The 17,297-nt window shown below is 74.6% G+C and carries 17 protein-coding genes; 4 read left to right on the forward strand and 13 right to left on the reverse strand.

What is annotated here, in order from left to right:
* The first annotated feature begins 48 nt into the window (after window positions 1-48).
* Together ABZ861_RS12490 and ABZ861_RS12495 are read left to right on the forward strand one after the other, a co-directional pair.
* Window positions 49-780 carry an MOSC domain-containing protein gene (locus ABZ861_RS12490; RefSeq protein WP_361628053.1) on the forward strand — a complete coding sequence of 244 codons (732 nt, stop codon included), beginning with the start codon at window positions 49-51 and terminating at the stop codon, window positions 778-780.
* A 227-nt stretch (window positions 781-1,007) separates the two neighbouring features.
* Entirely contained in the window at window positions 1,008-1,781 is a 774-nt protein-coding gene (locus ABZ861_RS12495) for an SDR family oxidoreductase (protein ID WP_361628056.1), read from the forward strand.
* Window positions 1,782-1,881: 100 nt separating this feature from the next.
* Here ABZ861_RS12495 and groL read toward each other — a convergent pair whose 3' ends face one another.
* A complete protein-coding gene (gene groL / locus ABZ861_RS12500) occupies window positions 1,882-3,507 on the reverse strand; it encodes a chaperonin GroEL (protein WP_361628059.1) in 1,626 nt (541 codons plus the stop codon).
* A gap of 116 nt (window positions 3,508-3,623) precedes the next feature.
* Window positions 3,624-3,932 (reverse strand): co-chaperone GroES, encoded by a 309-nt coding sequence (groES, locus tag ABZ861_RS12505; RefSeq protein WP_361628062.1) that lies wholly within the window; start codon window positions 3,930-3,932, stop codon window positions 3,624-3,626.
* Between the two features lie 379 nt (window positions 3,933-4,311).
* On the opposite strand from groES, the gene ABZ861_RS12510 reads away from it, so the two are divergent.
* Window positions 4,312-5,517 (forward strand): class I SAM-dependent methyltransferase, encoded by a 1,206-nt coding sequence (locus ABZ861_RS12510; protein ID WP_361628065.1) that lies wholly within the window; start codon window positions 4,312-4,314, stop codon window positions 5,515-5,517.
* A gap of 317 nt (window positions 5,518-5,834) precedes the next feature.
* Here the strand turns inward: ABZ861_RS12510 and ABZ861_RS12515 are convergent, their stop codons facing one another.
* The 4 genes from ABZ861_RS12515 to tsaB are packed head-to-tail and all read right to left on the reverse strand — an operon-like array spanning window position 5,835 to window position 8,521.
* The gene (locus tag ABZ861_RS12515) at window positions 5,835-6,119 is read right to left on the reverse strand and encodes a hypothetical protein (RefSeq protein ID WP_361628068.1); all 285 of its coding nucleotides are present in this window, start codon (window positions 6,117-6,119) and stop codon (window positions 5,835-5,837) included.
* Window positions 6,116-7,231, reverse strand: coding sequence for a tRNA (adenosine(37)-N6)-threonylcarbamoyltransferase complex transferase subunit TsaD (tsaD, locus tag ABZ861_RS12520; protein WP_361628071.1), 1,116 nt, complete (start codon window positions 7,229-7,231; stop codon window positions 6,116-6,118). The genes ABZ861_RS12515 and tsaD overlap by 4 nt, the downstream gene beginning before the upstream one ends.
* A complete protein-coding gene (gene rimI / locus ABZ861_RS12525) occupies window positions 7,224-7,817 on the reverse strand; it encodes a ribosomal protein S18-alanine N-acetyltransferase (RefSeq protein ID WP_361628645.1) in 594 nt (197 codons plus the stop codon). Before rimI ends, tsaD begins: the two co-directional genes overlap by 8 nt.
* A 50-nt stretch (window positions 7,818-7,867) precedes the next feature.
* Entirely contained in the window at window positions 7,868-8,521 is a 654-nt protein-coding gene (tsaB, locus tag ABZ861_RS12530; protein ID WP_361628074.1) for a tRNA (adenosine(37)-N6)-threonylcarbamoyltransferase complex dimerization subunit type 1 TsaB, read from the reverse strand.
* Window positions 8,522-8,635: 114 nt separating this feature from the next.
* On the opposite strand from tsaB, the gene ABZ861_RS12535 reads away from it, so the two are divergent.
* Window positions 8,636-9,193, forward strand: a complete 558-nt coding sequence (locus ABZ861_RS12535; protein ID WP_361628077.1) for a hypothetical protein — start codon at window positions 8,636-8,638, stop codon at window positions 9,191-9,193.
* A 58-nt stretch (window positions 9,194-9,251) separates the two neighbouring features.
* Here ABZ861_RS12535 and ABZ861_RS12540 read toward each other — a convergent pair whose 3' ends face one another.
* The 7 genes from ABZ861_RS12540 to glmS form a co-directional block, all read right to left on the reverse strand.
* A complete protein-coding gene (locus tag ABZ861_RS12540) occupies window positions 9,252-9,470 on the reverse strand; it encodes a hypothetical protein (RefSeq protein ID WP_361628080.1) in 219 nt (72 codons plus the stop codon).
* Window positions 9,471-9,759: 289 nt separating this feature from the next.
* Window positions 9,760-10,290 (reverse strand): tRNA (adenosine(37)-N6)-threonylcarbamoyltransferase complex ATPase subunit type 1 TsaE, encoded by a 531-nt coding sequence (gene tsaE / locus ABZ861_RS12545; RefSeq protein ID WP_361628083.1) that lies wholly within the window; start codon window positions 10,288-10,290, stop codon window positions 9,760-9,762.
* Window positions 10,256-11,485 carry an alpha/beta hydrolase gene (locus tag ABZ861_RS12550; RefSeq protein WP_361628086.1) on the reverse strand — a complete coding sequence of 410 codons (1,230 nt, stop codon included), beginning with the start codon at window positions 11,483-11,485 and terminating at the stop codon, window positions 10,256-10,258. The genes tsaE and ABZ861_RS12550 overlap by 35 nt, the downstream gene beginning before the upstream one ends.
* A gap of 176 nt (window positions 11,486-11,661) precedes the next feature.
* Entirely contained in the window at window positions 11,662-12,831 is a 1,170-nt protein-coding gene (gene alr / locus ABZ861_RS12555) for an alanine racemase (RefSeq protein WP_361628089.1), read from the reverse strand.
* Between the two features lie 223 nt (window positions 12,832-13,054).
* On the reverse strand, window positions 13,055-14,491 hold the full coding sequence (locus ABZ861_RS12560; RefSeq protein WP_361628092.1) for an NAD(P)H-hydrate dehydratase: 1,437 nt from the start codon (window positions 14,489-14,491) through the stop codon (window positions 13,055-13,057).
* Between the two features lie 430 nt (window positions 14,492-14,921).
* The gene (locus tag ABZ861_RS12565; protein ID WP_361628095.1) at window positions 14,922-15,293 is read right to left on the reverse strand and encodes a holo-ACP synthase; all 372 of its coding nucleotides are present in this window, start codon (window positions 15,291-15,293) and stop codon (window positions 14,922-14,924) included.
* Window positions 15,294-15,396: 103 nt separating this feature from the next.
* A complete protein-coding gene (gene glmS / locus ABZ861_RS12570) occupies window positions 15,397-17,244 on the reverse strand; it encodes a glutamine--fructose-6-phosphate transaminase (isomerizing) (protein WP_361628098.1) in 1,848 nt (615 codons plus the stop codon).
* Between the last annotated feature and the right edge of the window lie 53 nt (window positions 17,245-17,297).

The following is a 17,297-nucleotide window of genomic DNA, read 5'->3' on the forward strand; positions in this document are numbered from 1 at the left end:
TCGAAAACGCTGTCGCGCCTTTGGTGACGTCTGCCGTACCGTGCGCGTATGAAGCTTCTGTCGGTCAACCTGGGCCGCCCGCGGGCAGTGCCGTACACCGATCAGCGGGAGGGCGTGACCGGCATCGACAAGCGGCCGGTGGACGGGCCGGTGCGGGTCGCGGCGCCGGGGCCGAAGGGCGTCGGCGGGAGCGGGCTCGCCGGTGACGCGGTGTGCGACACGCGGCACCACGGCGGCGACGACCAGGCGGTGTACGCGATGGCGCGCGAAGACCTCGACGCCTGGGAGCGGGAGCTGGGCAGGGCGCTGCCGAACGGCGTGTTCGGCGAGAACATCACGACGGCCGGTCTGGACGTGTCCGGCGCCCGGATCGGCGAGCGCTGGCGGATCGGTTCGCCGGGCGGCCCGTCGGTGCTGCTGGAGGTGACCTGCGGGCGGATCCCCTGCCGCACCTTCCAGGGCCGTCTCGGCGAGCGGGGATGGGTGAAGCGGTTCACCCTCAAGGGAGCGCCGGGCGCCTACCTGCGGGTGATCGAGCCGGGCGAGATCCGTCCGGGCGACCCGATCGAGGTCGTGCACCGCCCGGACCACGACGTGACCGTGGCCCTGCAGTTCCGCGCCAGTACGACCGACCGCTCGCTGCTGCCGCGCCTGCTCGCCGCGGGCGCCGCCCTGCACCCGGAGTCGCTGGCGTCGGCCCGCGCGTACGCGCAGACGTACGCGGACGGCTACGCGACCGCCGGGCCGGACGGCGCGCCGGCGCCGGACGGCGCGCACTAGCCGGGCCAGAGGCAGGCGCCGGGGCTCGGCGCGCGAGCCGACCCCCGGCGGACCCCATACGCTGAAGCCCCCGCGGGCGGACCCCCCTGACGCCCTCCCCGGCGGACCCACCGCCCGGACGGTCCGACGGACCGCCGACGGCCCCGTGAATCTCCGCACCTCGGCGGAGCCTGTGCGGACACCCGGGCGGGGAGCGGGAGCGGGCGGTACGGGCCTAACCTTCCGTCATGACAACGGCTCTGATTACGGGATCGACCGCGGGCATCGGCGCCGCGTTCGCGCGGCGGCTGGCGGCGGACGGGCACAACCTCGTCCTGGTGGCACGCGACACCAAGCGGCTGACGGAGCAGGCGACCGAACTGCACGACCGGCACGGCATCGAGGCCGAGGTGCTGACGGCCGACCTGGCGACGGAGGAGGGCGTCGAGGCGGTCGCCGCCCGGCTGGCCGACCGCCGCCACCCCGTCGACCTGCTGATCAACAACGCGGGCTTCGGCAACAAGGGCCGCTACCTCGACGTGCCGATGGCCGACGAGCTGAAGATGCTCAAGGTGCACGTCGAGGCGGTGCTGCGGCTGACGTCGGCGGCGACCGAGGCGATGCGCGAGCGCGGCCGCGGCGGCGTGGTGAACGTGGCGTCGGTGGCGGCCTTCGTGCCGCGCGGCACCTACGGGGCGTCGAAGGCGTGGGTCGTCCAGTTCAGCCAGGGCGTGGCGCGCGACCTGGCGGGCACCGGCGTCCGGGTGATGGCGCTGTGCCCCGGCTTCGTGCGCACCGAGTTCCACGAGCGGGCCGGCATGGGCACGGACAACATCCCGAACTGGTTGTGGCTGGACGCGGACAAGCTGGTCGCGTCGGCCCTGGCGGACCTGTCCCGCGGCCGGACGCTGTCGATCCCGGACCCCCGTTACAAGGCGCTGATGGGTCTGGTGAAGGTGGCGCCGCGGGCGCTGCTGGGCGGGGTCACGTCGAAGACGGGCCGTAAGTACGGCCCGCAGTAGGACGCGGCGGGCCCCTCAGCGGCCCGGAGACGCCGACGCCCGGCGCCCCTTCTCCGGGGCGCCGGGCGTCGGCGGTCGTGCTCGGGTCGGGCGGCCTGCCTCAGTGGGAGTGGCCGTGGCCGTGGCCCCCGGCGGCCGACTCTTCCTCTTCCTTCTTCTCGACGACCAGGGTCTCGGTCGTCAGGAGGAGGGAGGCGATGGAGGCGGCGTTCTCCAGGGCGGAGCGGGTGACCTTGACCGGGTCGATGACGCCGGCCTTCACCAGGTCGCCGTACTCGCCGGTGGCGGCGTTGAAGCCCTGGCCCTTGTCCAGCTCGGCGACCTTGGAGGTGATGACGTAGCCCTCCAGGCCGGCGTTCTCGGCGATCCAGCGCAGCGGCTCGACGGCGGCGCGGCGGACGACGGAGACACCGGTGGCCTCGTCGCCGGTCTTGCCGAGGTTGTCCTGAAGCACCTTCACGGCGTGCACCAGCGCGGAGCCGCCGCCGGAGACGATGCCCTCCTCGACCGCGGCGCGGGTCGCGGAGATGGCGTCCCCCAGACGGTGCTTCTTCTCCTTCAGCTCCACCTCGGTGGCGGCGCCGACCTTGATCACGCAGACGCCGCCGGCCAGCTTCGCGAGGCGCTCCTGGAGCTTCTCGCGGTCCCAGTCGGAGTCGGTGCTCTCGATCTCGGCCTTGATCTGGCCGATGCGGCCCTCGACGTCCGCCTTGTTGCCGGCGCCGTCGACGATCGTGGTGTCGTCCTTGGTGACGGTGACGCGGCGGGCGGAGCCCAGGACGTCCAGACCGGCCTGGTCGAGCTTGAGGCCGACCTCCTCGGAGATGACGGTGGCGCCGGTGAGGACGGCCATGTCCTGGAGCATCGCCTTGCGGCGGTCGCCGAAGCCGGGGGCCTTGACCGCGACGGCGTTGAACGTGCCGCGGATCTTGTTGACGACCAGCGTCGACAGGGCCTCGCCGTCGACGTCCTCGGCGATGATCAGCAGCGGCTTGGAGGCGTTCGCCTGGATGATCTTCTCGAGCAGCGGGAGCAGGTCCGTGATCGAGGAGATCTTGCCCTGGGTGATCAGGATGTACGGGTCGTCGAGGACGGCCTCCATACGCTCCTGGTCCGTGACGAAGTACGGCGACAGGTAACCCTTGTCGAAGGCCATGCCCTCGGTGAAGTCCAGCTCCAGGCCGAAGGCGTTGGACTCCTCGACGGTGATGACGCCGTCCTTGCCGACCTTGTCCATGGCCTCGGCGATCAGCTCGCCGACCTGCTGGTCCTGGGCGGACAGCGCGGCGACGGCGGCGATGTCGGACTTCTCGTCGATCGGGCGGGCCGTGGAGAGCAGCTCCTCCGAGACGGCGGCGACGGCCGCGTCGATGCCCTTCTTCAGGGCCGCCGGGGAGGCGCCCGCCGCGACGTTCTTCAGGCCCTCGCGCACCAGCGCCTGAGCGAGCACGGTGGCGGTGGTGGTGCCGTCGCCCGCGATGTCGTTGGTCTTGGTCGCCACCTCCTTCACGAGCTGGGCGCCGAGGTTCTCGTACGGGTCCTCGACCTCGACCTCGCGGGCGATGGTCACACCGTCGTTGGTGATGGTCGGGGCGCCGAACTTCTTGTCGATGACGACGTTGCGGCCCTTGGGGCCGATCGTCACCTTGACCGTGTCGGCAAGCTTGTTGACGCCGCGCTCGAGGGCGCGACGGGCGTCCTCGTCGAACTTCAGGATCTTCGCCATGGCAGCGGGAGCCCTCTCGGAAATCTGGGTGGAAAAGGCACTGCGCCCCGGGCGCCCGGCTTCTTAACTGTCGCGGGGGGCCAGGGGCGCAGCTCAGCGGGTTCGCTGAGGGTGAATTACTTCTCGATGATCGCGAGGACGTCGCGAGCCGAGAGAACGAGGTACTCCTCGTTGTTGTACTTCACCTCGGTGCCGCCGTACTTGCTGTAGAGCACGACGTCGCCGACCTGGACGTCGAGCGGAAGACGGTTGCCGTCCTCGAAGCGACCCGGGCCCACGGCCAGGACGACGCCCTCCTGGGGCTTCTCCTTGGCGGTGTCCGGGATGACCAGGCCAGAGGCCGTGGTCTGTTCGGCGTCCAGCGGCTGGACGACGATGCGGTCCTCGAGCGGCTTGATGGCAACCTTGGTGCTGGCGGTCGTCACGATCCGACCTCCCCCTTCGGAGATCTCACGGGGTTAACTGTCTGAGGTGGCGACCAGGTCGATCCGTCGTCGCGGGTGCCGGACCTGCCCGTCGCTGTGTTGGCACTCTCCTGCGGGGAGTGCCAGAGCCGAGACTATGACCGTCGTTAGCACTCGGTCAAGCGGAGTGCCAATTGCCCGCGGCGCGTCGCCCCGCGTCGGCCGAACGGGCCGCCCCTTTCCGGGGACCGCGGAAGCCCCCCGAGCGCCCCTACGGCGCGTCAGAGGCCGGACCTCAGCGCGCCGTTCCGCACGCTGAGACCCAGGACGCGGGCGAGCGCGACGACGGCGGCGCCGCGGCCGGCGCCGCGCCGTCCGCCGACTGGCCGACAATGAGCCGGTGAACGACCCACTCGCCCCGCTCGACGCCTTCACCGCCCTGCTCACCGCCGAGGGCCGCGCCCTCCTGGACCAGGTGCGCGACACCGACCCCGCCGACGAACTCGCCGTCGCCACCCGTCTGCGCCGCGAGCACCCCGCCGACCTGGTGTCCGCGGCCCTCGGCCAGGCCCGGCTGCGGCAGCGGGCCGCGGCGAAGTTCGCGGCCGAGGACGCGCGGCGGATGTTCTTCACCCCTGACGGCGTGGAGCAGTCCACGCGGGCGGACGTGGCCGCCTACCGGGCGGCGCGGATGCGGGAGCGGGGCGTGACCTCCCTCGCCGACCTGTGCTGCGGCATCGGCGGCGACGCCCTCGCCCTCGCCCGCGCCGGGATCCGCGTCCTCGCCGTCGACCGCGATCCGGTGACCGCCGCCGCGGCGCGGGCGAACGCCGAGGCGCTGGGCCTCGCCGACCTGATCGAGGTACGGGAGGCGGACGTCACCGAGGTGGACGTCTCGCCGTATGACGCCGTGTTCGTCGACCCGGCGCGGCGGGGCGGCCGGGCGGGAGGCGGCCGGATCTTCGACCCCGAGGCGTACTCGCCGCCGCTGTCCTGGGCCGTCGCCACCGCCCGCACGGCGCCGCACGCCGCCCTGAAGATCGCCCCCGGCGTCCCGCACGAGGCCGTCCCGCCGGAGGCCGAGGCCGAGTGGATCTCCGACGGCGGGGACGTGAAGGAGGCGGTGCTGTGGTTCGGCACCGAGCCGGGCCTGGTGCGGGCGACCCTGCTGCCCGGCCCGCGCACCCTGCGCGGACGCGGCCTGCCCGACCCGCCGGTCCGGCCGCTCGGACGGTACCTGTACGAGCCCGACGGCGCCGTGATCCGCGCGCACCTGGTCGCCGAGGCGGCCGAGGAACTCGACGGCGGCCTGCTGGACGAGACGATCGCCTACGTCACCGCCGACACGCTGCGCCCCACCCCGTACGCCACCGCCTACGAGATCACCGACCGGCTCCCGTTCCACGTCAAGCGGCTCAAGGCCCTGCTGCGCGAGCGCGAGGTCGGCGTCCTGACCGTGAAGAAGCGCGGCTCGGCGGTCGAACCGGAGGAGCTGCGCCGCAAGGTGCTGCCGAAGCCGCACGGCCGGAACGCGGTCACGGTGTTCCTCACCCGGGTCGCCGGGGCCCCCACGATGCTGCTCGGCCACCCGGCCCCGACCGGATGACCGCCCGCCCGGCACCGAGGGGATGAGCGCCCGCCGGGCCGCGCACGCCCCCCAGCCCGGCGGTCTCCGCAGCCCGCCCCCGCGCCGCACGCCCCGCGCCCGCGCCCCGCACCCCGCGCCCCGGCGAAGTCCGCCGAGACGCGGAGGAGGGCGCACGAAAAACCCCGCCCCGGACGAACCGGGGCGGGGTGATGGAGCGCCGGGCAGGCCTTGCACCTGCATCTCCCCGCAGGAAGCGGGACGTCTTTCCTTGGACCACCAACGCACTGCTCGCGGACGGTGTTTCGGCCGCTTGCGTGTGATGATCATAGCGGATCTCAGGGACCGGACGCCAATCGGCCGTCCGGTCCCCCGTCCACCGACTCGAAACGCCAGCGGTGCACCGCCCGGGTGACCATCCCGGCCCCGGGCTCGGGCAGTTCGGGCAGTTCGGCGTCGTAGGGCGCGTCCCACCAGGTGATGACCAGGACCCGGTCCTGCGGGGCGCGCAGGGTCTCGCGGCGCAGCGGCTCGCCGGGCAGCTCCTGGCGCCGGGCCCAGGCCAGGAGTTCCGCGCCCCGGCCCGCGACCGCCCGCGCCTCCCACATGAGGGCCACCGTCACGAGTACAGGTTCCCCGTGCCGGTCTCGTGCACGTGGTCGTGGGTGTGCGCGCGCCCGCTCTCGCCGGGCACGTGCGGGTCGGTGACCGGCAGGGAGGAGTCGGCGGACAGGTCCCAGTCGGAGGCCGCGCGGTTACGGGCGACCATCTCGGCGCCCAGGGCGGCGACCATCGCGCCGTTGTCCGTGCACAGCTTGGGGCGCGGGACGCGCAGCCGGACGCCGGCCTTCTCGCAGCGCTCCTTGGCCAGCGCGCGCAGCCGGGAGTTGGCCGCCACGCCGCCGCCGATCATCAGGTGGTCCACGCCCTCGTCCTTGCAGGCGCGCACGGCCTTGCGGGTCAGCACGTCCACCACCGCCTCCTGGAAGGAGGCCGCCACGTCCCGCACCGGGACGTCCTCGCCGGCCGCGCGCTTGGCCTCGATCCAGCGGGCCACGGCCGTCTTCAGTCCGGAGAAGGAGAAGTCGTACGCCGGGTCGCGCGGGCCGGTCAGGCCGCGCGGGAAGGCGATGGCAGCCGGGTCGCCCTCGCGGGCGTAGCGGTCGATGACCGGCCCGCCGGGGAAGCCCAGGTCGAGGACGCGGGCGATCTTGTCGAACGCCTCGCCGGCCGCGTCGTCGATGGTCGCGCCCAGCGGTCGCACGTCCGAGGTGATGTCCGTGGACAGCAGCAGCGAGGAGTGGCCGCCGCTGACCAGCAGCGCCATCGTCGGCTCCGGCAGCGGGCCGTGCTCCAACTGGTCCACGCAGATGTGCGAGGCGAGGTGGTTGACGCCGTACAGCGGCTTGCCGAGGGCGTAGGCGTACGCCTTCGCCGCCGAGACGCCGACCAGCAGCGCCCCGGCCAGGCCGGGGCCCGCGGTGACCGCGACGCCGTCCAGGTCCTTCGCGCTCACCCCGGCCTCGCGCAGGGCGCGGTCGATGGTGGGGACCATCGCCTCCAGGTGGGCTCTGGACGCCACCTCCGGCACGACGCCGCCGAAGCGGGCGTGCTCGTCGACGCTGGAGGCGACCGCGTCGGCCAGCAGGGTGGCGCCGCGGACGATTCCGACGCCGGTCTCGTCGCAGGAGGTCTCGATGCCGAGGACGAGCGGTTCGTCCCGGGTGTCAGCCATGGGTCTCAGGTCCTTGTACGCCGTTGGCGGGGTCTGCTCGGTGCGAGGGGTCCGGTGGGAGCGAGGAGTCCGGCGGGTCCGCCGGACTAGGCTCGGGGGCCGTGCCGGCCATGCTGACCGGGGCGGCCGGGTCGGCCAGCCGCATCACCAGCGCGTCCACGTTGCCCGGCTGGTAGTAGCCGCGCCGGAAGCCGATGGGCTCGAAGCCGAAGCGCTCGTAGAGCTTCTGCGCGCGCACGTTGTCCACGCGGCATTCGAGCATCACCTCGGAGCACTCGAAGGCGGTCGCGGCCCGCAGCAGCTCGGTCAGCAGCCGGGCGCCGAGGCCGGTGCCCCAGCGCTCGCGCGCCACCGCGATGGTCTGCACGTCCCCCTGCTCGCCGGAGGCGACCAGTCCGGCGTACCCGACGATCCGGGCGCCGCCCTCGCCGGGGGCTTCCGCGACCACGTAGCGCCGGGTGGCCTCGGGGCCGCGGGAGTGCGCCAGCTCGGACCAGAACATGCCCCGCGACCAGGCGTCCTCGGGGAACAGGGCCTTCTCCAGGGCCAGCACCGCGTCGATGTCCCACCAGCGCATCTCGCGCATGGCGGGGCCCTCCGCGCCGGGGGCCGTGGGGCCGGTCGTCGTCGTGCCGGTCACTGGGGCGTGACCACCTTGTAGTTCTTGGGCACCTGGGCGTCCGGCCGGCGCAGGTACAGCGGCCGCGGCGCGGGCAGTTCCTCGCCCGCGGCCAGCCTCTCGACGGCCAGGCAGGCGAGGGCGGCGGCCGACACGTGCTCGGGCTCGTGCGCCTGGGGGAAGGCGCCGGGATAGAGCAGCGCGCCCGCGCCGACCGCGGGCAGGCCCGCGACCTGCCCGGCGACGGCGTCGGGCCGGTCGACGGCCGGCTCGGTCAGGCGGGTGCGGGAGTCGGCGTAGCGCGCCCAGTAGACCTCCTTGCGGCGGGCGTCGGTGGCCACGACGAACGGGCCGGGGACGTCCGCGGCGTAGGCGAGCCCGTCGAGCGTGCACACGCCGTGCACGGGGACGCCGAGCGCGAGGCCGAAGGCGTCGGCGGTCATCAGACCGACGCGCAGTCCGGTGTACGGGCCGGGGCCGACGCCGACGACGATGCCCGTGACGGCGTCCAGCCCCCGCCCCGCCTCGGCGAGGACCCGGTCGACGGCCGGCAGCAGCAGCTCCCCGTGCCGGCGCGCGTCCACCTGGCTGGACGAGGCGATGACGGCCGTGCCGTCGTGCAGGGCGACGGTGACGGCGGGGGTGGCGGTATCCAGAGCGAGCAAGAGCACGCGAACAGCCTACGGCCACGGGGGCCCCGGGCACTGCCGCCCAGGCAGGACGGCCTCCGGCTGCTACCGTCGCGAACCGGGGGCTGGCAGCGACCGATCCGGAGGCGGACGCCCGTGGCATGGAACAGCTCAGGCACGGTGGCCGGGCTCACCGCGGCCGCCGTCGCCGCGGTCGGCTTCCTCGGCTACCGGGCCCAGGCGACCGTGCCGCGAGGACTGGCCGGCCGGCCCGGCGCGTCGGCGACGCCCGCGCCGGGCGCCGCCAAGGCGCCCCGGGACCGGCGGCGCCCGTCCGCGCTGCCCGGCGGCTCGGGGACGGGCGAACGGGTCGTGTACTCGCTGGACGACGACCGGGTGTGGCTGGTCGGCGCGGGCGACCGGGTCGAAAGCACTTTCACGGTGAACCCCGGCAACGTCGACCCCGCCCCGGGCGCGTACGCGGTCGCCTCGCGCTCGAAGGCGGTCACCGGGACCGACGGCGTGCCCGTCGAGCACGTGGTGCGCTTCACCAGCGTGGACGGCGTCGTCGTCGGCTTCAGCGCGGCGGCGGCCTCCGCCGAGCCGGAGACCGGCGGCGGCGTGAAGACCGGCGGCATCCGCGAGACGCGGGCGGACGGCGAGACGATGTGGATGTTCGCGACGATCGGGCAGACGGTCGTCGTCATCCGATAGGTCTCTTGCTGTAGGGCTAGTGCTGTAGGGCTGTTGCTCTAGGGCTGTTGCTCTTGCTCTAGGGCTGTTCCGGCAGGGCGGCGCGGCGCCGCTCGTTCGCGCCACGGGGCGCCGGGCCCGGCGCCGGGCGGGGATCCGCGAGCGCCGGGGCGCGCGGCGGCCGGGAGACCGCCTCCGCCGCGGCGCAGGCGGCCAGCAGATCGCTCATGCACACCTCGGCGGCCGCGGACGGCCGGGGTCGGTTCTGGGCGGCGGACGGGGCGGACGCGGCGACCACAGACACCTCCTGGGGGCGAACGAACGAAGTTAGGCAGACCTAACCTCGGCCTGGACCCCATGTGACCACGCTCGGCGCTCGCCGCGCAAGGAGATGCCGGTGCGGTGAGGGCCGTCGGCGTTCCCCGCCCTGCCGTCTGCCCGCCTGAGCCCGGCCGTCGAGGCCGTCCCGCCGTCAGCCGTCAGCCGTCAGCCGTCAGCCGTCAGCCGTCAGCCGTCAGATCGCAACGACGTCACGCCGTCAGCGGTCAGACCGCCACGCCGTCTCGCCCTTACGGGACGTCACGCCCTCACGCCGTCAGCACGCCCAGGTCCACGTCCGCCCACCGGCGCCCGATCCCGGTCACCGTGACCTGCCGCACCTCGTCGGCGGTGTCGGCGGCGTCTCCCAGGGAGCGGTGGATCAGCACCTGGAGCCGGTCGTCGGTCAGCTCCTCGACCTTGCCCTCGCCCCACTCGACCACGACCACCGAGTCCGGCAGCGAGACGTCGAGGTCCAGATCCTCCATCTCGTCCAGGCCGCCGGACAGGCGGTACGCGTCGACGTGGACGAGCGGCGGGCCGTCGCCGAGGGAGGGGTGCACGCGGGCGATGACGAAGGTCGGGGAGGTGACGGCGCCGCGCACGTCCAGGCCCTCGCCCAGCCCGCGGGTCAGCGTGGTCTTGCCCGCGCCCAGCTCCCCGCTGAGCATCACGAGGTCGCCCGCGCGCAGCAGTGCGGCCAGGCGGCGGCCCAGCGCGCGCATCTCCTCGGGAGAGTCGACGGTGATCCCCACGGACGCGGGGTCAGCCGGGCTGTGCGGTGCTGCTGGTGCTTCCATAGCCGCCCACGGTAGTGCCTGCGGGGACCGCGCCCGCGCGGGTGAGCAGGTCGGCGAGCCGGTCGGTGACGACCTCCGGGTGCTCCAGCATCACCAGGTGCCCGGCGTCCGGGACCAGCACCAGCTCCGCGTCGGGCAGCAGGTCGGCGATGGCCTCGCTGTGCGCGCTCGGCGTGACCAGGTCCTGGAGGCCGGCCAGCACCAGCACCGGCATGCCGGCGAAGAGGGGGAGCGCCGCGGTCTTGTCGTGGTCGGAGAAGGCCGGGTAGAACTCGGCGACCACGTCGATCGGCGTGCTCTCGATCATGCGCTCGGCGAACCGGGCGACAGCCGGATCGATGTCCCGCCCGGCGAAGGAGTAGCGCTTGATGACGCCGGTGAACAGGTCGGCGGTGACCCGTCGGCCCCGCTCCACCAGCTCGGCGCGCTGTCCGAGCGCCTTCAGCACCCCGGGGAGCACCCGGCGCACCGCGTTGACGCCTGCCACCGGCAGCCCGAAGTCGACCTCGCCGAGCCGTCCCGAGGAGGTGCCCACGAAGGCGGTGGCGACGACGCGCTCGCGGATCAGCTCGGGGAACTGGGCGGCCAGTGCCATCACCGTCATGCCGCCCATGGAGTGACCGACCAGCACGATCGGCCCCTCGGGCGCGGCGGCGTCGATGACGGCCTTCAGGTCGCGGCCCAACTGGTCGATGGTCAGCGTCCCGCCGTCGAGCTGTTCGGCGCCCCGCGCGGAGCGCCCGTGGCTGCGCTGGTCCCAGTGCACCGTGCGGACCACGCCGCGCAGCGCCGCGCGCTGGAAGTGCCAGGAGTCCTGGCTGAGGCAGTAGCCGTGACTGAAGACGACGGTGACGGGCGCGAGGGCCTTGCGGCCGAAGAGGCGGCGACGGCGCGGGCCGAGCTGGCCCCCGCGGTCCGGCGCGACGTCCTCGACCTCGTAGTACAGCTCGGTGCCGTCGTCGGCATAGGCCCTCCCGGGCGTGCCGCGCAGGGTTCCGTAGGGTCCGGCCGAGTCCAGGGCGAGCCTGGCCTTCCTGCGCATGCCGCGGCCGACGGTCATGCGCTCGACGGCGAGGGTGGCGGCGGCGCCCGCGGCCACCACGCCTATCGCCGCGCCCGCGACGCCGGTCGCCTTGCGCCAGCCGCCCAGCGCCTCCACCGCGGAGGCGACGGCCGGCGGACTGCTCTCACTCACGTACCGCTCCTCTGTGTGCCGTACCGGTTAACTCCGTGCTCGTCGTGCTCGTCGTGCTCCGCCGGGCCGCTGTGCGCCGCGCCGGCGTTCGGGACAGTGTGCGCGGCACTGATGTTCGGCCGCGCACGGCACGGACGGTGGCCCCGGTTCCCGTGCGGTCCTCGTCGGTGTGCGGTCTACGGTTCCTCGTTCACATGGACGCGCGGGACGCGCGTTCCGATCCGGGTGACGATCTCGTAGGCGATGGTGCCCGCGGCCTGCGCCCAGTCCTCGGCGGTGGGCTCGCCCTCGTCGCCGGGACCGAAGAGAACCGCCCGGGAACCCGCCTCGGGCTCGTCGCCGCCCAGGTCGACCACGAACTGGTCCATCGCCACCCGGCCCGCGACCGTACGCCACTTGCCTCCCACCAGCACCGGCCCGGCGCCGGAGGCGTGCCGCGGGATGCCGTCCGCGTAGCCGACCGGCACCAGGCCGAGGGTGGTCTCGCCCGGGGTGGTGTAGTGGTGCCCGTAGCTGACGCCGTGACCGCCGGGCACGTGCTTCACCAGGGCCAGCGAGGCGGACAGGGTCATCACCGGGCGCAGCCCGAAGTCGGCCGGGACGCCCACCTCGGGGCTGGGCGAGATGCCGTAGAGCGCGATCCCGGTGCGCACGAGGTCGAAGTGGCTCTCGGGAAGGGTCAGCATGGCGGGCGAGTTGGCGATGTGCCGCACCTCGGGGCGGACGCCCTGCCGCTCGGCGTAGGCCGTCATCTCGCGGAAGCGGTCCAGTTGGGCGGCGATGGAGGGATGCCCCGGCTCGTCGGCGCAGGCGAAGTGGGACCACAGTCCGGTGACCTGGACCAGTCCCTCGGCCTCGGCGCGCAGCGCCTCGGCGACGAGTGCGGGCCAGTCGGCGGGCTGGCAGCCGCCCCGCCCGAGGCCGGTGTCGGCCTTGAGCTGCACCCGCGCGGGCCGTCCGGCGGCCCGCGCCGCCTCGCGGACCTCCGCCATGGCCCACAGTCCGCTCACCGACACGTCCACGTCGGCCTCGACGGCCTCCCGCCAGGGGCCGCCGGGCGTCCACAGCCAGCACATGACCCGTGCCCGGTCGGGGCCCAGCCCGGCCGCGCGCAGCGCCAGGGCCTCTTCGGGCGTGGCCGTGCCCAGCCAGGTCGCCCCGGCGGCGACGGCGGCGCGCGCGCACGGGACGGCGCCGTGGCCGTACGCGTCGGACTTGACCACGGCCATCAGGGCAGCGCCCGGCGCCCGGTCCCGCAGGGCCCGCACATTGGCCCGCAGAGCGGCCAGATCGATCTCGGCGCGGGCGCGCAGCGGCGCCGTCCGCAGGTGTGAGGTCTCGTTCATCGCGCCCCCAGTGTCGCAGAGGAGATCGGCGCGCCTGCGGCAACGGGCTCACGGGACGGGCGCGGAGGGCGGTCCCGACCTCGGCCACGAGCCGCCGCCAGGACCCTGACCTCGGCCACGAGCCGGGGTCGGGTCCTGACCTCGCGGGCCGGCGCCGAGACCCTGAGAAGCACTGACGCCGAGGCCCTGAGAGGCCCCGGCGCCGGCCGTGGGACCGCAGGTGTCAGTCCTGGACCGCCCGCCAGGCCCGCGGCAGTTCCTCCGCGATGTCGTCGGCGGCGATGGGCGCGCCCCCGGCGGCGAAGCGGCCGGCCAGGCCGTGCAGGTAGGCGCCGACGCTGCCGGCGTCGCGGGCGGACAGGCCGGAGGCGAGCAGGGAGCCCGCGAGGCCGGACAGGACGTCGCCGCTGCCGGCCGTGGCCAGCCAGGGCGTGCCGGTGGGATTGACCCGTACGGGGCCGCCGCCCGGGTCGGCGACCAGGGTGGTCGAGCCTTTGAGGAGGACGGTCGCCCCGTAACGGGCGGCCAGTTCGCGCACCGAGGCCAGGCGGGCCGCCTCGACCTGCTCCCGCGCCACGCCCAGCAGGGCGGCGGCCTCGCCCGCGTGCGGGGTCATCAGCGTGGGCGCGCGGCGGGCGCGTACCGCGTCGCGGTCGGCCAGGCGCAGGCCGTCGGCGTCGAGCAGCACGGGCACGTCCTCCCCCAGCACCTCCGCCACCGTCGCCGCGTCGTCCCCGGCCCCGGGGCCCACCACCCACGCCTGCACCCGGCCCGCCTTGTGCGGTCCCCGGTCGGACACGAGGGTCTCCGGGAAGCGGGCGATCACCGCCTGGCCGGACGGCCCGACGTACCGCACGGCGCCCGCCCCGCCGCGCAGCGCGCCCGACACCGCGAGGACGGCCGCGCCGGGATAGCGCGCCGAGCCCGCGGCGACGCCGACGACCCCGCGGCCGTACTTGTCGCTCTCCGCGGCCGGACGGGGCAGCAGCGCGGCCGTGTCGGCGTTCTGGAGCGCTTCCACCGCCGGTTCGGGAGGCAGCTCCGGGCCCAGGCCGATGTCGACGAGACGGACCACGCCCGCGCACGCGCGGCCCGGGTCGATCAGCAGTCCCGGCTTGTACGCGCCGAACGTGACGGTCAGGTCGGCGCGGACGGCCGCCCCCGGCGCCTCGCCGCTCTCCGCGTCGACCCCGCTGGGCAGGTCCACGGCGACGACGGCGGCGCCCGAACGCGCCGCGCGCTCGGCCAGCGGCGCCGCGTCGGGGCGCAGTCCGCCCTTGCCGCCGATGCCGACGATTCCGTCGAGCACCAGGTCGGCGCGGTCGATCGCGGCCCCGGCGGCGTCCGGGCGGACGATGGCGCCGCCCGCGCGGCGCAGCGCGGCGAGGCCGCCCGGGTGCGTGCGGTCCTCGGCCAGCAGGACCGCGGTGACCCCGGCCCCGCGGCGGGCCAGGCGGGCCCCGGCGTAGAGGGCGTCGCCGCCGTTGTCGCCGCTGCCCACGAGGAGGACCGCCCGGCGGCCGTAGACCCCGCCGAGCAGTTCCGCACAGGCGGCGGCTAGTCCGGCGGCGGCGCGCTGCATGAGGGCGCCCTCGGGGAGCCGCGCCATGAGCGCGCGCTCGGCTGTCCTGACGGTCTCGACGCTGTACGCGGTACGCATGACGTCGAGTCTGCCCCGCATCCGGCCGCCCCCGCACGGGGAACCCGGCACGCGGCGGACCCGGCGCACGGGCGGCGCCGCCGAGCCGTCCCCACCGCGGGCGGTCGCCCGGCGGCTGCGGACACGGCCGGGGGACGACGTGTCGGCCTGACGCGACCTCACCGGAGCAGACGGCGAACGGCCCGTCACCCCACACGGGGACGAGCCGTCACCGCACACGAAGACGGCCCGTCACCCCACGCGGGACGAGCCGTCACCGCACATGAAGACAGCCCGTCACCACCCGCGGGACGAGCCGTCACCGCACACGAAGACAGCCCGTCACCACCCGCGGGACGAGCCGTCACCGCACACGAAGACAGCCCGTCACCGCCCGCGGCGACGAGTCGTCACCCGCCCCAGCGGCAGCGGACCCGCGCCCGACCCGCCGTCACCCCTCCGCGATCACCACCGCCGACGCCACCCCCGCGTCATGGCTCAGCGACAGGTGCCAGGCGCGCACGCCGAGTTCCGCCGCGCGGGCGGCGACCGAGCCCTTCACCCGCAGCCGGGGGCGGCCGCTGTCCTCGACGTACACCTCGGCGTCGGTCCACAGCAGCCCGGACGGGGCGCCGAGGGCCTTGGCCAGCGCCTCTTTCGCGGCGAACCGGGCGGCCAGCGAGGCCATGCCCCGGCGGGCTCCGCCGGGCAGCAGCAACTCGTCCGCCACGAACAGCCGCCGGGCCAGTCCGGGCGTCCGCTCCAGCGACGCCGCGAACCGGTCGATCTCGGCCACGTCGATTCCGACCCCGATGATGCTCATGCCGAGCACCCTACGGGCCGTCGATCGCCTCTCACCGCCGGTCACCGCGCCCGCGGGTCCGCGGCGACGGCGCGGGGGAACCGTGAGGGACGCGCCGGGACGGCTACTCCACCGTCACGGACTTCGCCAGGTTGCGCGGCTGGTCCACCTCGTTGCCGCGGGCGGTCGCCAGTTCGCAGGCGAAGACCTGCAACGGGACCGTGGCGACCAGCGGCTGGAGCAGGGTCGGGGTCGCCGGGATGCGGATCAGGTGGTCGGCGTACGGGACCACCGCCTCGTCGCCCTCCTCGGCGATCACGATCGTGCGGGCGCCCCGGGCGCGGATCTCCTGGATGTTGGACACGATCTTGTCGTGCAGGAGGGACCGGCCGCGCGGGGACGGCGCCACCACGACCACCGGCAGATCCTGGTCGATCAGCGCGATCGGGCCGTGCTTCAGCTCGCCGGCCGCGAAGCCCTCGGCGTGCATGTAGGCCAGCTCCTTGAGCTTGAGCGCGCCCTCCAGCGCCACCGGGTAGCCGACGTGCCGCCCGAGGAAGAGCACCGTGTCCTTGTCGGCCAGCGAGCGCGCCAGCTCCCGCACCGGCTCCATGGTCTCCAGGACGCGGTCCACCGAGCCGGCGATCTGGGACAGGTCGCGGATCACCGCCCGTACCTCGTCGCCCCACTTGGTGCCCCGCGCCTGGCCGAGGTACAGCGCCACCAGGTAGCACGCCACGAGCTGGGTCAGGAACGCCTTGGTGGAGGCGACCGCCACCTCCGGCCCGGCGTGCGTGTAGAGCACCGCGTCCGACTCGCGCGGGATCGTGGAGCCGTTGGTGTTGCAGATGGCCAGCACCTTGGCGCCCTGCTCGCGGGCGTGGCGCAGCGCCATCAGGGTGTCCATCGTCTCGCCCGACTGGGAGATGGCGATGACCAGCGTCTGCGCGTCCAGGATCGGGTCCCGGTAGCGGAACTCGCTGGCGAGTTCGACCTCGCAGGGGATGCGCGTCCAGTGCTCGATGGCGTACTTGGCGATCATGCCCGCGTGGAAGGCGGTGCCGCAGGCGACGATGACGACCTTGTCCATCTCGCGCAGTTCCGGGGCGGAGATGCGGACCTCGTCCAGCGTGAGGCTGCCGCTGCGGTCGATGCGGCCCAGCAGGGTGTCGGCGACCGCCTTGGGCTGCTCGGCGATCTCCTTGAGCATGAAGTAGTCGTAGCCGCCCTTCTCCGCCGCCGCCGCGTCCCAGTCGACGGTGTAGGAGCGGACCTCGGCGGGGCGCCCGTCGAAGCCGGTGACGGTGACGCCGTCGCGGCGCAGCTCCACCACCTGGTCCTGGCCCAGCTCGATCGCGGAGCGGGTGTGTGCGATGAAGGCGGCGACGTCGGAGGCGAGGAACGCCTCGCCCTCCCCCACCCCCACCACCAGGGGGGAGTTGCGGCGGGCGCCCACGACGGTGTCGGGGGCGTCGGCGTGCACCGCGACCAGCGTGAAGGCGCCCTCCAGGCGGCGGCAGACCAGCCGCATGGCCTCGGCGAGGTCGGCGCAGGAGGAGAACTCCTCGGCGAGCAGGTGCGCGACGACCTCGGTGTCGGTCTCCGACGCGAGTGCGTGGTCCCGCTCGGTCAACTCCGCCCGCAGCGCGGCGAAGTTCTCGATGATGCCGTTGTGGACGACGGCGACCCGGCCCGCGTTGTCCAGGTGCGGGTGCGCGTTGGCGTCGGTCGGGCCGCCGTGCGTGGCCCAGCGGGTGTGGCCGATGCCCGTCGATCCGGTCGGCAGCGGATGCTCGACCAGTTCCTTCTCCAGGTTGACCAGCTTGCCGGCCTTCTTCGCCGCCGCGAGGCCGCCGTCGGCGAGCACGGCGACGCCGGCCGAGTCGTACCCCCGGTACTCCAGCCGCTTCAGCCCGGCCATCACGACCTCGAGCGCCGACTGCGCCCCCACGTATCCCACGATTCCGCACATGGGCCGCAGCCTACGGGCCGCGGGTCGCCCGGCCCGGCGGCCACGTGCCCGGA

The organism is Streptomyces sp. NPDC046985 (genome assembly GCF_040644415.1).
GTDB lineage: Bacteria > Actinomycetota > Actinomycetes > Streptomycetales > Streptomycetaceae > Streptomyces.

Coding starts and splice junctions, on each gene's coding strand:
- ABZ861_RS12490 (WP_361628053.1), top strand. CDS start 49: ATGAAGCTTCTGTCGGTCAACCTGGGCCGCCCGCGGGCAGTGCCGTAC.
- ABZ861_RS12495 (WP_361628056.1), top strand. CDS start 1,008: ATGACAACGGCTCTGATTACGGGATCGACCGCGGGCATCGGCGCCGCG.
- groL (WP_361628059.1), bottom strand. CDS start 3,507: ATGGCGAAGATCCTGAAGTTCGACGAGGACGCCCGTCGCGCCCTCGAG.
- tsaD (WP_361628071.1), bottom strand. CDS start 7,231: ATGGCTGACACCCGGGACGAACCGCTCGTCCTCGGCATCGAGACCTCC.
- rimI (WP_361628645.1), bottom strand. CDS start 7,817: ATGCGCGAGATGCGCTGGTGGGACATCGACGCGGTGCTGGCCCTGGAG.
- tsaE (WP_361628083.1), bottom strand. CDS start 10,290: ATGGAAGCACCAGCAGCACCGCACAGCCCGGCTGACCCCGCGTCCGTG.
- alr (WP_361628089.1), bottom strand. CDS start 12,831: ATGAACGAGACCTCACACCTGCGGACGGCGCCGCTGCGCGCCCGCGCC.
- ABZ861_RS12560 (WP_361628092.1), bottom strand. CDS start 14,491: ATGCGTACCGCGTACAGCGTCGAGACCGTCAGGACAGCCGAGCGCGCG.
- ABZ861_RS12565 (WP_361628095.1), bottom strand. CDS start 15,293: ATGAGCATCATCGGGGTCGGAATCGACGTGGCCGAGATCGACCGGTTC.
- glmS (WP_361628098.1), bottom strand. CDS start 17,244: ATGTGCGGAATCGTGGGATACGTGGGGGCGCAGTCGGCGCTCGAGGTC.